Origin of the sequence: Halopseudomonas sp. (assembly GCF_047631575.1) — a bacterium.
In the GTDB taxonomy this organism is placed as follows: Bacteria; Pseudomonadota; Gammaproteobacteria; order Pseudomonadales; family Pseudomonadaceae; genus Halopseudomonas.
The window spans coordinates 263,125-278,020 of sequence record NZ_JBLIAB010000003.1 but is presented as its reverse complement, the minus strand read 5'-3'; the positions used below and the strand labels follow the sequence as shown (position 1 = coordinate 278,020).

Below are 14,896 nucleotides of genomic sequence, written 5' to 3'. Positions count from 1 at the left end.
GTTGAATGATCTGTTAAGCGGCCATGCCGCAGGAAATCGAAGGGAGGCCGGGGGAAGCAATTGCTGATTCCCAAAGTCTCGTCAAGATGGGAAGTCAGGATACCAGACACCCCCCAATTGCTCAATCCGCAAGAACGGCGAGCAGCGTTCTGCAAGCAGCTTTTGTATGATTTCATGAGCAATCGGACTCTAAGGTACCAGTATTGCCAGCCCCCTGATCACCACACCGGCTGCGCAACTGCCAGCGGATGTGCCAGCCGGACCCAGCCGTGCTGAGCAAATAGTCTGATGCATTCCAGCGCCCACCGACCGAAACCAGAGTGCCTGCATGATAGACCAGTGGGATTTTCGGCCTCAACCAGGTCGGGATATCCGCTTCCTGAAACAGATTCTTGAGCGACTGTGCCGGCCTGCCCGGTAATTTAATCTGCTCACCGCCGCGCCGATACGCCACCGACCAGTCTTGTAGGCCAGCCTGGGCCATACCCGATAAATGGACCGAAAGGACGCCATTATCGCTGCACAGAATTGTTTCGCCCTGAGCTTCGATCGGCTGCCCAGCCGCGGGCGTCATATCCGCACCACGCAGCAACCACAATCGACCCGACGAACGGTGCAGCCGCCCATCTTCAAGATCAATCACCGGCTGACTGTCGTCGGCACTGAATAGCTGCGCATCAAGAGTATGAAGACGTCGTTGCGGCAACCGACAGGCATGCGTTCGCAGCCAGTAACGCAAGAGATTCTTGCGGCGGGCAACGGTAAGACGCAGCAATTCTGGCACCGCGAGGCTGGGCCAAGCTGTCAGCCAGGGGTCAGCGACACCGACTCCCAGTGTCAGCAGGTCTTCTGCAGCACGCTCATCCAACAGCTCGTTGGCTTCTCGGGCATGGATGATAAGGCTCAACACATTAGCATCCACCGCCGGCCAGTCCGTCCTGAGCATGGGTATCAGCTTATGTCGCAGAGCCGTGCGAGCAAAACGAGGATCCTTGTTGGCGGGGTCTTCTATCCAGTTCAGCTCGCGCCTGCGAGCCCAGACCAACAACGCATTGCGCGACTGGTCCAGCAAAGGTCTAAACAGTCGTCCGCGAGCCAGTGATCGGCCAGCAGGCATACCGGCCAGACCACGCAGCCCGGTACCCCGAAGGAGTCGAAACAGCAGGGTTTCGACTTGATCGTCGCTATGATGGGCCAGCAGTAGAATATCGGCGACGCCCATATTCCGCGCGAAAGCGGCATAGCGCGCATCGCGAGCCTGGTCCTCGATACTCGCACCCGACGCCAACTGCACGCGCTCGATAACCAATGGAATCTGCCTGACTGCGGCTTCATGGACACAGTGCTCCGCCCAGCGATCTGCATCCGGGTGTAATCCGTGATGTATATGAATAGCGTGCAGAGGAGGCAAGGAATGCTCTCGACGTAGTTCGACCAGAGCGTCGAGCAGCACCATCGAATCCATGCCGCCGGACAACCCCAGCCACCAGACCGGGGCGTCCATGCAGGGCAGCAACTGCCTGAGCAGCTCCTGCTTGGAGAACATCTACTTCAGACCAAAAGCCATCAGGCGGTCATAACGGCGATCGAGCAGCTTGTCTGCGGGAAGTTGCTCCAACGCATCGAGCTCGACCAACAACTGGGCTTTGAGGCGTGCAGCCATCTCTTCCGGCTTACGGTGTGCACCGCCCAGTGGCTCGGCAATCAGATTATCGACCAGTTTTAGCTCTTTCAGACGTTCAGCAGTGATACCCATGGCTTCTGCCGCATCCGCTGCTTTCTCGGACTTTTTCCAGAGAATCGATGCGCAACCTTCAGGAGAAATAACCGCATAGGTGGAATACTGCAGCATCATCAGACGGTCGCAGACACCAATTGCCAAAGCACCACCGGAGCCGCCCTCACCGATAACAGTGGCAATGATTGGGGTCTTCAATCGGGCCATGATCTGCAAGTTCCAGGCAATAGCTTCGCTCTGACCACGCTCTTCTGCATCAATTCCGGGATAGGCGCCAGGGGTATCGATGAAGGTCAGCAAGGGCATATTGAAACGCTCAGCCATTAGCATCAGACGACACGCTTTGCGGTAGCCTTCAGGCTTTGGCATACCGAAGTTGCGACGCACTTTTTCTTTTACATCACGTCCCTTCTGGTGACCGATGATCATGACTGGCCGACCATCCAGACGTGCAATGCCGCCCACGATAGCTGCATCGTCAGCAAAATGCCGATCTCCATGCAATTCTTCGAAATCGGTGAAAATCTCGTTAATGTAGTCCAACGTATAGGGACGCTGCGGATGACGCGCCATTTGAGCGATCTGCCAACTGCTTAAGTTGCCAAAAATACTCTCTGTCAGCGATCGGCTCTTGTCCTGAAGACGAGAGATTTCATCAGTAATATTCAGGGAGTTGTCGCTGCCAACCAGCCGCAGCTCTTCGATCTTTGCCTGCAGATCGGCTATCGGCTGTTCGAACTCCAGGTATTTCTGGCTTTTGCTCATAAGCATCCATCATCCACGTGGGCCCTGCGACAGGGCGTACGATTTTTGCATTACCTTAAGGGATTGGCGGCTCGACGTCGAGCCAACAGCCTCCAAGGCTTGTTATCTGTAGTGTAAAGAGACGCTATCTTTACCCAACTGGTCACGCAATCCCTGCACCAGATCATCGGCCGGCTCGACTTGCCAGGTCTCTCCCAACCGCAGCTCTGCTGCAGAATCAGGGCGCTGCAGGTCAACGGTCACAGCGCAGTTACCGGGGTGCTTCTTTAGCAGACTGGCGATATGGCTGAGACTTTCAGGGCCGTGGCGGCTAGTGTCAAGACTGATCCGCACGCTATCGAGCAATGTGGTGCGCGCATCCTCGAGACTCATCACCCGCTTCACCCTCATGCGCAGACCGCCAGAAAAATCATCCTGGGACACTTCGCCCTCGACGACCAGCAGCGCGTCCTTCTGCAGTAACGCCTGAGCAGCCTGGTAAGCCTCGGCATACAATGAGACCTCTATACGGGCCGAGCGATCATCCAGCGTAACGAATCCCATCTTGTCACCGCGCTTGCTTTTCATCACTCGCAGATCGAATACCAGCCCGGCTACCGTCTGGCTGTCGCGAGAGGGTTTGAGGTCGATGATCCGCTGCCGAGCAAAACGCCGTATCTCTTTTTCGTATTCGTCGATCGGGTGTCCCGTAAAGTAAAGCCCAAGCGTCTCTTTTTCGCCACGCAAGCGCTCTTTGAAAGACCACTCACGGGAACGTCGGTAGGCCTCATACACATCCCGCTCAGTAGAGGGACCGAGCAATTCGCCAAACAGGTCGGCATGACCACTGTCGGCACTTTTAGCCGTTTGCTCTGCCGACGCAATAGCCTCTTCCATGGCGGCCATCAACGCCGCCCGGTTACGATCAATCTGCTTGAGAAAGCTCTGATGCTCGGTATCGAAGAAAGGGCCCAGACTGTCCAGCGCGCCAGAGCGAATCAAGGCTTCCATCACACGCTTGTTGATCCGTTTCAAATCTACCCGTGCGCAGAAGTCGAAGAGATCGAGGAAAGGGCCTCCTTCACGGCGTTTCTCGACAATGGTCTCAACCGGACCTTCCCCCACTCCCTTGATGGCACCCAGGCCGTAAACCACGCCCCCTTCGTCATCGACGGTAAATTTGTACTCCGAGATATTCACGTTGGGCGATTTGAGCCGCAGCTTCATGCTGCGAATCTCTTCGATCAGGGTGACCACCTTGTCGGTATTGTGCATATCCGCCGACAGCACCGCAGCCATGAAGGGCGCCGGGTAATGCGCTTTCAGCCAGGCCGTCTGATACGAAACCAGACCATAAGCTGCCGAGTGCGACTTGTTAAAACCGTAACCAGCGAACTTTTCTACCAGATCGAAGATGTTGCCGGCAAGATCGGGGTCAATATTATTATTCGCACAGCCCTCGAGGAAAATCTCCCGCTGTTTGGCCATCTCTTCCGGCTTTTTCTTGCCCATCGCCCGGCGCAACATATCGGCGCCACCCAGTGTGTAGCCGGCCATTACCTGAGCAATCTGCATCACCTGTTCCTGATACAGGATGATCCCATAGGTGGGTGCGAGAACGGGCTTAAGGCTATCAAGCTGATAGTTGGGGTGCGGATAAGACAGCACTTCGCGACCGTGCTTACGGTTGATGAAGTCGTCCACCATCCCAGACTGCAGCGGTCCAGGCCGGAAGAGCGCCACAAGGGCAATAAGATCTTCCAGGCAATCGGGCTTGAGCTTCTTGATCAGCTCTTTCATACCGCGTGATTCCAGCTGGAACACGGCGGTGGTCTCGGCCTTCTGCAGCATCCGATACGTTGGTTGATCGTCCAGCGGGATAAAATTGATATCCAACGGCTCACCACCGGTTTTGGCCCGCACACGATTGATCGTATTAATCGCCCAATCAATGATGGTGAGAGTTCGCAACCCGAGAAAGTCGAACTTGACCAGACCAGCAGATTCGACGTCATCCTTGTCGAACTGTGTTACCAGGCCACCACCGGCTTCGTCGCAATACAGTGGTGAAAAATCGGTGAGCTTGGTCGGTGCGATGACGACCCCGCCGGCGTGTTTGCCGACGTTACGAGTGATTCCTTCAAGCTTAAGCGCCATATCCCAGATTTCCTGGGCCTCCTCGTCGTTGGCGAGGAAGTCTCGCAGTATTTCTTCCTGCTCAAATGCTTTGGTCAAGGTCATGCCGACTTCGAAGGGGATCATCTTCGATAGCTTGTCGGCCAGCCCATAGGACTTGCCCTGCACCCGAGCAACGTCGCGCACGACCGCTTTTGCAGCCATGGTACCGAAAGTGATGATCTGCGAGACGGCATTGCGTCCGTAGGTCTGGGCGACATACTCGATGACCCGGTCACGTCCTTCCATGCAGAAGTCGACGTCAAAGTCGGGCATCGATACCCGCTCGGGGTTAAGGAACCGTTCGAACAACAAATCGTATTGCAGCGGGTCAAGGTCAGTAATCAGCAACGAATAAGCGACCAACGAGCCTGCCCCGGAGCCCCGGCCGGGGCCTACTGGCACGCCGTTGTTCTTGGCCCATTTGATAAAGTCCATCACGATCAGGAAGTAACCGGGGAACTCCATCTGAATAATGATATCCAGCTCGAAATTCAGTCTGTCAATATAGACTTGGCGGCGCTCGTGATAGTTATCCGAGTCTGCTGGCAGCACCAATTTGAGGCGTTCTTCAAGGCCCTCAAAGGAGACCTTACGGAAAAATTCGGCTTCGGTCATGCCATCCGGCGTGGGGAATGCCGGCAAAAAGTTTTTGCCGAGCTGCACGTCGATATTGCAGCGCATAGCAATTTCGACACTATTGGCCAACGCTTCAGGTATATCTGAGAACAGCTCAGCCATTTCCTCGGGCGTCTTCAGATACTGCTCTTCGCTGTACTGTCGTACCCGCCGTGGATCATCCAGGGCGCGACCCTCACCGATGCAGACTCTGGTTTCGTGGGCTTCGTAATCTTCACGCTTGAGAAAGCGCACATCATTGGTAGCTACAACAGGGCAGTCATGTTTCGCTGCGAGAGCGACGGCAGCGTGAAGGTATTCTTCGTCGTTGGGCCGACTGGTGCGGTGCAGTTCTAGATAGAAACGGCCGGGGAAGATCTGCATCCAGTAACGCAAAAGTGCGTCTGCCTCTTGAGGATTGTTCGATAGCAATGATTGGCCTATCTCACCTTCGCGTGCGGCTGAAAGCACAATAACGTCTTCACTGGATTCGGCGATCCACTCCCGACGGATTGTCACTACGCCGTTGCGCTGGCCCTCGGTATAGCCGCGCGAGATCAGCTCGGTCAGGTTACGGTAGCCATTGCGGTTCATCGCTAGCAAGCTAAGGCGTGTTAACTGGTTATCGTCATTCTGCCCTACAAGCCAGACGTCAATACCGGAGATCGGCTTGATGCCGCCAGCCATCGCCGCCTTGTAGAATTTGACCAAGCTGCACATGTTGTTCTGGTCAGTGACCGCTACGGCAGGCATTCCCTGCTCTGCTATGGCCTTGATCAGGGGCTTGATCTTGACGATGCCGTCGACCAATGAATACTCGCTGTGGACGCGCAAGTGGACGAAGGAGTGGGTCATGGTTTTCCTGTTTCTAAAGGCTACTACAATGCTGAGATTGTAACGGTGGGGAAAGCCGAGGGCTAGCAGACAGTGACCTTGGTATGGACTCTCACCCGTCCTGCATGGTGAATTTTTAGCCAATGTGTTACCACGCTAGCTAGACTAGGCGCCACCAGCCTAACCTGGCGATAACTGATTTATTCAGTGGTTGCCGAGCGCACGCAACATCCGGGCCGGGGCGTGCCGATCCTAGTCTGTGCGGGTTAACTGGCAACGGCGTGATGCGGAGTTCGCAGTTTTGGCAGCTGATACCTGCGCCAGAGCTTCACGGACAGGCGCGAAGGAACGACGATGAATATCCGAAGCTCCAAGCTTGCGAAGAGCCAACAGGTGCATCGGCGTGGGGTAACCCTTGTGTTGGGCAATGCCGTACCCGGGATACTGGAGGTCCAGTTCTTTCATTTCCCGGTCGCGTGCCACCTTGGCCAGGATGGAAGCAGCGGCAATGGCCGGCACGCGTCCGTCACCCTGGATAACCGCCTCGCTAGGCATGGGCAGTGCTGGGCAGCGGTTACCGTCAATCCACACGCGATCGGGTTGGATAGATAGTCCGGCTACTGCACGCTGCATGGCCAGCATGGTGGCATGCAGAATGTTCAACTGATCTATTTCCGCCACCTCAGCGCGGGCGATACACCAGGCTAATGCGCGCTCCTGAATCAGCGGAAAAAGCGCTTCGCGTTTTGCTTCGGTGAGCTTTTTGGAGTCCTTCAGGCCTTCTATAGGTCGTAGAGGATCAAGAATGACGGCCGCAGTGATCACGGCGCCGCACAGGGGGCCCCTCCCTACCTCGTCGACACCGGCTACTAGCTCGCTGCCAACTGCAGGGTTCCAGTTCATGAGTATCTGGCTCATGGGAGCTTGCCCTTTTGCCTTAGCAGGTCGAGCACGGCCTGAGCTGCTGCATGATCTGCATTGCGCTTGAGCATTTCATGTAACTGCATAAACGTAGCCTGTGTATCGGCACGCTTCTCGGTTGGCGCCAATAGCTGCATCAGAGCTGGCCCCATGCTTTCAGGCGTCGCTGCATCTTGCAGAAACTCGGGTACCACTTCGCGCTTAGCCAGCAAATTGGGTAGCGAGACATGGCCTACCTTGACCAACCGTTTGAGTATTTTGAACGTCAGTCCAGCCATGCGGTAAGCCACAACCATCGGCCGCTTGAATAACATGGCTTCAAGGGTGGCTGTACCGGAAGCAATCAACACCGCATCACAGGCAGCAAGGGCTGCATGGGCCTGACCATCGAGTAGCTTCAGGGGCAGATCGATACCGTGTTCAGCAATGATTTCCTGCATCTGCTGCTTTCTTTCGAGACTGGCGCAAGGCATCACAAAACACAATTGGGGCTCGCGTTCAAGACACCAGGCAGCGGTCTGCAGGAACAGTAGACCCAACTTGCGCAGTTCTCCATCCCGACTTCCGGGCATCAGTGCCAATAGTTTAGTTTCGGCCGGGATGGCTAATATCGCTCTGGCTGCTTGTCGGTCAGGCTGGAATGGAATCTGATCAGCGAGGGTGTGACCCACGCATTGCACTGCCACCTGATGTTTGCGATAGACTTCCTCCTCGAACGGAAAAAGCGTCAGCATCAGATCGGTAGACTTGCGGATACCCAGCACACGCTTTTCGCGCCAGGCCCAGACCGAAGGGCTGACGTAGTGAACAGTCGCTATGCCTGCGTCACGCAGCTTGCGCTCAACCCCCAGGGTAAAATCAGGAGCATCAATACCGATGAATACGTCGGGTTGCTGCTCGATCAGCCACGCGACCAAATCTTTGCGAATGCGTAGCAGCTCGCGTAATCGACCGAGCACTTCAACCAACCCCATTACTGAGAGCCGCTCCATCGGCACCCTGCTGTGCATGCCTTCGGCAAGCATCCGTGGACCGCCTATACCAATGAACTGGATGTGGGGGTGCAACTCTTTCAAGGCATGGATCATACCCGCCCCGAGCGTATCGCCCGACGCCTCACCCGCCACCAGAGCGATACGCAATGGCTTTTCGGTTGACTCGTGCTTCGCAGCCATGGCTTAGCGGGTAATGCCGCGGGTCGAAGCGAGGATAGAATCACGATAAAGCGCAATCTCGGGATATTGCAATGCACTCTCTTCGATAATGAGCAGAGCGTCGACGAGGGTCAAACCCTGACGATATACTGTTTTATAGGCCTTGCGGAGGGCAGCGATCAGTTCGGGACTGTAACCGCGTCGGCGCATGCCTTCGAAGTTCATACCGTGAGCGCTGGCAGGGTTGCCGCCAACCATGACAAAAGCCGGAATGTCCTTGAAAACGGCACTGTTGGCTGCGCTCATAGACCAAGGGCCCAACTTGCAGAACTGATGAACTGTAGTGTAACCGCCGAGAATTGCGCCATCACCAATTTGCACGTGGCCGGCAATGGTCGCGTTATTCGCCATGATAATGTGGTCGTTAACAATGCAATCATGGGCAACATGAACATAGGCCATGAGTAAGTTATGGCTGCCAATACGCGTTACACCCTGATCCTGAACGGTACCGCGGTGCAGCGTACAACCTTCACGGATAATATTGTGGTCGCCGATTACCAGCCTGGTTGGCTCGCCGTTGTACTTCTTGTCCTGGCAGTCTTCACCCACCGAGCAAAACTGGAAAATGCGATTATGCTGACCAATGGTAGTGGGCCCGCGAATAACAACGTGCGGGCCAATCACCGTTCCAGCACCAATTTCAACATTGGGCCCGATCAGACTCCATGGCCCAACCTCGACGTCTTCAGCCAGCTGTGCAGCTGGATCAACGAGCGCCAGGGGGTGAATCCGACTCATATAGTGTGTTCCGCACAGATAATTTCGCCGGAACACGCTTCCTTGCCATCTACCATTGCACGACAGGCAAACTTCCAGATACCCCGTCGATTACTCAAATGTTGAGCCTCGAGTTGCAGCTGATCTCCTGGCACAACCGGTTGCCGGAATCTTAATTTGTCAGTCCCGACAAAATAGTAAAGCGTGCCGTCTGCAGGTTTGACATTCATCATCTTGAATCCCAGCAAGCCGGCAGCCTGGGCCATGGCCTCAATGATCAAAACCCCGGGCATGATGGGATGTTCCGGAAAATGCCCATTAAAAAAGGGTTCATTAACCGAGACATTCTTGTACGCACGGATATTCCGGGTTTCAAGATTCAGTTCCACGACCCTATCGACCAACAAAAAAGGATAACGGTGTGGCAAGTATTCTTTTATTTCCTTGATATCCATGTATTCACAGGCCTTGCAATAAACATTAATAGGCGCTTAAAGGGCGCGGCTCAGGACTGCGACCAGTCTTGAGAATCCTGAGTCACCGCCAGCAATTGCTTTTCTAGCTGCTGGACTTTTTTGGCCAAAGAATCAAGCTGGCGGAACCGAGCAGCACTCTTGCGCCATTCGGCTGCTGGCTGCATTGCCGTACCTGATGAATAGGCGCCCGGCTGAGTAATTGACCGCGTAACCATTGTCATGCCAGTTACAAAAACGTTATCACAGATTTCGATATGGCCAACCATGCCGACGCCACCAGCAATCGTGCAATGCCGACCAATGTGCGTGCTGCCAGAGATGCCAACACAGGCAGCAATCGCAGTGTGATCCCCGATATGTACGTTATGCGCGATATGAATCTGGTTATCTAGCTTTACGCCGTCACCCAGACGAGTGTCCGACAGTGCACCGCGATCAATGGTGGTATTCGCTCCAATCTCGACATCATGACCGACAACCACGCCTCCAATCTGGGCGATCTTTTCCCAATGCCCGCCATCATTAGCGAAGCCAAAACCTTCAGAGCCCAGAACAGCGCCAGACTGAATAACCACACGATCGCCTACGTGAACGTCGTGATAGATACTCACCCGCGAGGCGAGCCAACCCCCTGCTCCGAGGCTGGAGCGCGCACCAATAAAACATTGCGCTCCAATCACCGTTTTAGCACCAATGCGCACACCGGATTCGATAACCACTCCAGCGCCAATACAAGCTGACGGATCAATCACGGCATCGACCGCAACAACGGCCGTTGGATGAATTCCGGTAACCGATTTTGGCTTGGGGTCAAAACGATGGGACAGGCGCGCGTAGGCTGCATAGGGGTTAGCTACAATCAGGGCGTTGCCTGCAAACGCCTGGGCGTCCGTCTCGGTCAGCAACACAGCGCCAGCTCCTGTTGATGCTAGATACTTGCGATACTGGCTACTCGCCAGGAAGCTCAACTGATCGTGACCAGCGTCCTGCAACGTTGCCAGGCCGCCGATCATCTGGTCGGGATTACCCACCAGCCGCGCATCTGCCATCACCGCAAGGTCAGACAACGACAGCTGGAAAGATGAACTCACCTGCCGGCTCAACGTGATGCGTTCAAGCGCTCGATAACCTGGCGCGTAATATCATATTCAGCTTTGACATCGACGACAGCGCTGCGATCAATGACCAAATCATAACCGCCGCCCTGCAGAACAGATTCAACTGCCTTGTCCAACTTGGGCTTGAGCGTTTCAAGCATTTCACGGTCCGCCCGAGCCTTGGCATCATTCAACTGTTTGGATTCGGCTTGAAAATCACGCGCCTTCTGACGGAATTCCAGATCAAGCTTCTCCATCTCGGTCTGACCAAGCTTTTCACCATCTTTTTGCATACGATCCTGCAACCGTTTGGCTTCAGCCTCAAGGTTTCGCAGGCGCTGCAGCTGGGTACCGAATTTCTTCTCAGCATCGACCGAGTAGGCCTTCGCTGAGTCGGACTCCAATAGGGCCATCTGGTAGTCCAGTACCGCTATTTTCATTTCAGCGGCGACAGTAAAGCTGGCCATTGCCAGGGCAGAAATCAAAGCAACCTGAATAAACTTGCGCACTCTAAAACTCCTGTTAGCTGTATAGGATTCCGGCTCAGAATGTCTGACCCAGAGTAAACTGGAATACTTGGGTATCGTCTTCAGACTCACTGTTCAGCGGTGCGGCCAGACTGAAGCCCAGCGGGCCAAGTGCGGTCAACCACGACAAGCCGATACCAGCGCTGTAACGAAGGCTCGCCAGATCAACCTCGCCACAACCAGGGTTGTCTGCGCCATTATTGAGCACATCATTGGTGCAGTAAGTATCGTAAACGTTTCCCACATCAACGAACAAGACTGTCCGCAATGACTGTTGATCCTTGATGAATGGCACTGGGAATATAAGCTCGCCACCACCCACCATCTTGATATTGCCACCAAATGGCAGCTCATCCTGGTCAAAGTCGACTACAGCCGGCGTGCTACGCGGCCCAAGCGAGCTTTCCTTGTAACCACGGACCGACCCTATACCGCCAGCATAGTAATGCTCATAAAAGGGCAAGCTTTGCGTAGAACCAAAACGACGGGCAAAGCCGAGATTGGCATGCAGCCGCACTGTGAGATCGTCGTTTACCGGGAAATAGCGCTGGGCGCGATAGTCAATCTTGTAGAAATACAGATCACTGCCCGGGATAGTGGTTTCGAAATTCACGCTTTGGGAGCTGCCACGATCAGGAAATACACCTCGGTTCAGAGTCGATTCTGACCAACCTGCATTGAATTTGAAGTTAGTGAAGCTGTCCCCTTCGCGCCTGATGAACTGGTCTATTTCTTGAACAGCGAAAGAACCTGACTGGATGTCATCTTGCTGGGCACTGAGACCAAAAGAGAGCCGTGCGGTGTCGCTAATCGGATAACCCAGATTAAAGCCACCACCATAGGAGTCCACTGAATAACTGGATACGTCTACATTAAGCTTGTCGTAATCGGTTGCCCGATAAAAGGCGTTATATCCAAGGCTCACACCATCAGCGGTAAAATAGGGATCAAGAAAACCGAACGACAAGGACGTCTGGTATTGGGACCGGTTAGCACTCAGGCTGACACGGTTACCTGTACCGAAGAAGTTGTTCTGGCTGATCGAGCCACCCAGAATCAAGCCGGTTCCCTGAGCAAAACCCAGACTAGCGGTAATTGAACCTGAAGGCTGTTCTTCCACAGTGTAATTGACATCAATCAGGTCGTCCGCACCGGGTACAGGAACAGTTTCCACGTCCACTTCCTTAAAGAAGCCAAGACGCTCCAGACGCACTTTCGACTGGTCAATCAGGTAGGTAGAAGCCCAGCCACCCTCCATCTGCCGCATCTCTCGACGAAGCACTTCGTCTTCAGTTTTGGTATTTCCACGGAAATTGATCCGGTTCACATAAGCGCGCTTGCCGGGATCGACGAAGAAGGTCACCCCGACGGTCTTGTTTTCTTCGTTGATTTCAGGAATGCCATTGACGTTTGCAAAGGTGTATCCTTCGTTGCCCAATCGGCGACTGATCAGTTCGGATGTGGCAGTCATGACTTGACGCGAGAAAATCTGACCTGGCTCCACCAGTAACAAGCTTCGCACGTCCCCCTCCGGCACGACCAGATCTCCGGACAGGTTGACGACGCTGACAGTGTAAAGATCACCTTCATCAATATTGACCGTGACGTAAACATTTTCCTTGTCAGGGGTAATGGTGACCTGCGTGGAAGCAATATTCATGTTGATGTAACCGCGATCAAGGTACCAGGAGCGCAGGCGCTCGAGATCGCCGGAAAGCTTTTCGCGGGAATATTTGTCATCACTTCGAATAAAGGATAACAACCCTGAGCTCTTCAGTTCGAACAGGTCAACCAAATCATCTGTACTAAAAACAGTGTTGCCTACAACGTTGATGCTTTTGATCGAAGCGATGGATCCTTCGTCAACTTGAATTTTAATGGAAACACGGTTGCGAGGCTCGGCAATGACTTCCGTTTCGATGTCGGCAGAATAGCGACCCTGAGCCACATACTGACGCAGCAGCTCATTGCGCACCCCTTCCAGAGTAGCTTGCTGGAAAATCTCGCCCTCAGCGAGTCCTGCCAAACGCAGGCCATCCAGCAGATCGTCGCTCTCGATGGCCTTGTTACCCTCAAGCTCGATTGCTGCAATCGAAGGACGCTCGACAACGGTTATCACCAGAGCGTCATTCTCTCGGCCCAATTGTATATCTTGAAAAAATCCGGTTCGGAACAGCGATCGACTCGCCTCAACCAACGTCTGATCGTCTACCTGATCGCCGATATTGAGGGGTAGCGCAGCGAAAACGCTGCCAGCTGAAACCCGCTGAAGCCCGTTGATGCGGATATCGGAGATCCGGAAGGCGTCGGCAAAGGCCAATGGCGCGAGAAGTATCAGCAATAGCGCAGGCAATAGGTAACGTTTCATGAAATCCGTTCTGGCTGACTGGTTAAATTCTATCCACCGCGTGCGGCAGCTCGTGTTTCTTCGTTCCGGGCTAACTACCCAATCGACTGATATCGTTGAATATGGCAAACAACATCACACCGGCTATCAACGCCACCCCAATCTGCAGGCCCCAGGCCTGAAGTCGCTCAGATAATGGCTTGCCTCGAATCCACTCAGCCGAGTAGTAGACAAGATGACCGCCATCCAGAACCGGAATGGGCAACAAATTCAACACGCCAAGGCTAATACTCAGGTAAGCAATGAAGTTTAGAAAACTTTCAGGTCCCGACTTGGCCGAAGCGCCCGCCACTTTAGCAATGGTTATCGGGCCACTCAAGTTTTTTGCCGAGACCAGACCGGTTAGCATCTTTTTCAGCGAGTCCAGGGTCAGTACCGTCATGTCCCAGGTTTTGCCGACAGCGACCGGAATGGCCACCAATGGATTATAATTGATCTCGCGAATCATATTGTCCGGCCACTCGAAAGCCGCCACCCCGAGACCGGCGAAACCGGACACTTTGCCGTTTTGCTCGCGCCCCTGCGGCACCATAGTAACGTTCTGGTGCTGACCGTCACGTTCGATACCAATATTTAGTGCTCGATCGGCGTTGCCCTGAATCGCAGGGACTACTTGGGTAATCCAGTTATTCACTGGCTCGCCATCAATGCTGACGATCATATCGCCGGACTGCAGTCCAGCCGCTTGAGCGGCGCCGCCATCACTGACCTCGCCAACCAACGGAAGGACGTCTGGCTGCCAACTAGCGAGCCCCAGCGCACGGATGGGGTCAGGCTGATCAGCACCACGGAGCCATTCTGACAACACTAGAGTATAGGTTTGCGGTGTTGCACCAACGGCTTCAATAGCCTTGATCTGCATCTGACCGGTCTCACCCAAGCGACGCACTAACTGAAGATTAACCTCCTGCCAGCTGCGCGTTGGCGTGCCATCGACTTCAACAACTTCCAGCCCTTCGACCAGACCGGCACGCGCCGCTACACTCCCCTGTTCAACGGGACCGAGGACCGGGGCGAGTGTAGTGATACCGAAAACTGCTATCAGCCAAAAGGCAGCAATAGCGAGTAAAAAATTGGCTAACGGGCCAGCGATCACCACGGCGATGCGCTGTTTGACATCCTTGCGATTGAATGCCTGATCCAACTCCGCTGGATCGACCGGGCCCTCGCGTTCGTCCAGCATCTTCACGTAACCACCTAGGGGAATCGCTGCGATCGCATACTCGGTACCCCGCTTGTCGTGCCAACTATAAAGCGCCGGACCGAAACCGACAGAAAAACGCAGGACCTTGACGCCACAACGTCTGGCCACCCAAAAATGGCCATATTCATGAATTGTCACCAGCAGACCCAAGGCCACGACAGTTGCCAGCAGGGTGAATAAAAGATCCATCCGATGCCTCGTTCAGGGAGAGTGGAAGTCGC

General features: G+C 54.4%; 11 protein-coding genes. All 11 read right to left on the bottom strand.

What is annotated here, in order from left to right:
- Positions 1-172 precede the first annotated feature (172 nt).
- The 11 genes from tilS to rseP all read right to left on the bottom strand — a co-directional run bounded on the left by tilS (position 173) and on the right by rseP (position 14,864).
- Entirely contained in the window at positions 173-1,546 is a 1,374-nt protein-coding gene (tilS, locus tag ACJAXR_RS08040) for a tRNA lysidine(34) synthetase TilS (protein ID WP_415057740.1), read from the bottom strand.
- Positions 1,547-2,503: an acetyl-CoA carboxylase carboxyl transferase subunit alpha gene (gene accA, locus ACJAXR_RS08035; protein WP_415057739.1), complete on the bottom strand. Its 957-nt coding sequence runs from the start codon at positions 2,501-2,503 to the stop codon at positions 1,547-1,549.
- A 102-nt stretch (positions 2,504-2,605) separates the two neighbouring features.
- Positions 2,606-6,130 (bottom strand): DNA polymerase III subunit alpha, encoded by a 3,525-nt coding sequence (dnaE, locus tag ACJAXR_RS08030; RefSeq protein WP_415057738.1) that lies wholly within the window; start codon positions 6,128-6,130, stop codon positions 2,606-2,608.
- Positions 6,131-6,361: 231 nt separating this feature from the next.
- Positions 6,362-7,027, bottom strand: a complete 666-nt coding sequence (gene rnhB / locus ACJAXR_RS08025; RefSeq protein WP_415057737.1) for a ribonuclease HII — start codon at positions 7,025-7,027, stop codon at positions 6,362-6,364.
- On the bottom strand, positions 7,024-8,205 hold the full coding sequence (lpxB, locus tag ACJAXR_RS08020; protein WP_415057736.1) for a lipid-A-disaccharide synthase: 1,182 nt from the start codon (positions 8,203-8,205) through the stop codon (positions 7,024-7,026). The genes rnhB and lpxB overlap by 4 nt, the downstream gene beginning before the upstream one ends.
- A gap of 3 nt (positions 8,206-8,208) precedes the next feature.
- Positions 8,209-8,985, bottom strand: coding sequence for an acyl-ACP--UDP-N-acetylglucosamine O-acyltransferase (gene lpxA, locus ACJAXR_RS08015; RefSeq protein WP_415057735.1), 777 nt, complete (start codon positions 8,983-8,985; stop codon positions 8,209-8,211).
- A complete protein-coding gene (fabZ, locus tag ACJAXR_RS08010; RefSeq protein ID WP_415057734.1) occupies positions 8,982-9,419 on the bottom strand; it encodes a 3-hydroxyacyl-ACP dehydratase FabZ in 438 nt (145 codons plus the stop codon). Before fabZ ends, lpxA begins: the two co-directional genes overlap by 4 nt.
- Before the next feature lie 50 nt (positions 9,420-9,469).
- On the bottom strand, positions 9,470-10,507 hold the full coding sequence (lpxD, locus tag ACJAXR_RS08005; protein ID WP_415057888.1) for a UDP-3-O-(3-hydroxymyristoyl)glucosamine N-acyltransferase: 1,038 nt from the start codon (positions 10,505-10,507) through the stop codon (positions 9,470-9,472).
- A gap of 32 nt (positions 10,508-10,539) precedes the next feature.
- Positions 10,540-11,046, bottom strand: coding sequence for an OmpH family outer membrane protein (locus ACJAXR_RS08000; protein ID WP_415057733.1), 507 nt, complete (start codon positions 11,044-11,046; stop codon positions 10,540-10,542).
- A 34-nt stretch (positions 11,047-11,080) separates the two neighbouring features.
- On the bottom strand, positions 11,081-13,432 hold the full coding sequence (gene bamA / locus ACJAXR_RS07995) for an outer membrane protein assembly factor BamA (RefSeq protein WP_415057732.1): 2,352 nt from the start codon (positions 13,430-13,432) through the stop codon (positions 11,081-11,083).
- 70 nt (positions 13,433-13,502) lie between these two features.
- Complete coding sequence (rseP, locus tag ACJAXR_RS07990; protein WP_415057731.1) at positions 13,503-14,864, bottom strand: RIP metalloprotease RseP; 1,362 nt, start codon at positions 14,862-14,864, stop codon at positions 13,503-13,505.
- Positions 14,865-14,896: the final 32 nt, after the last annotated feature.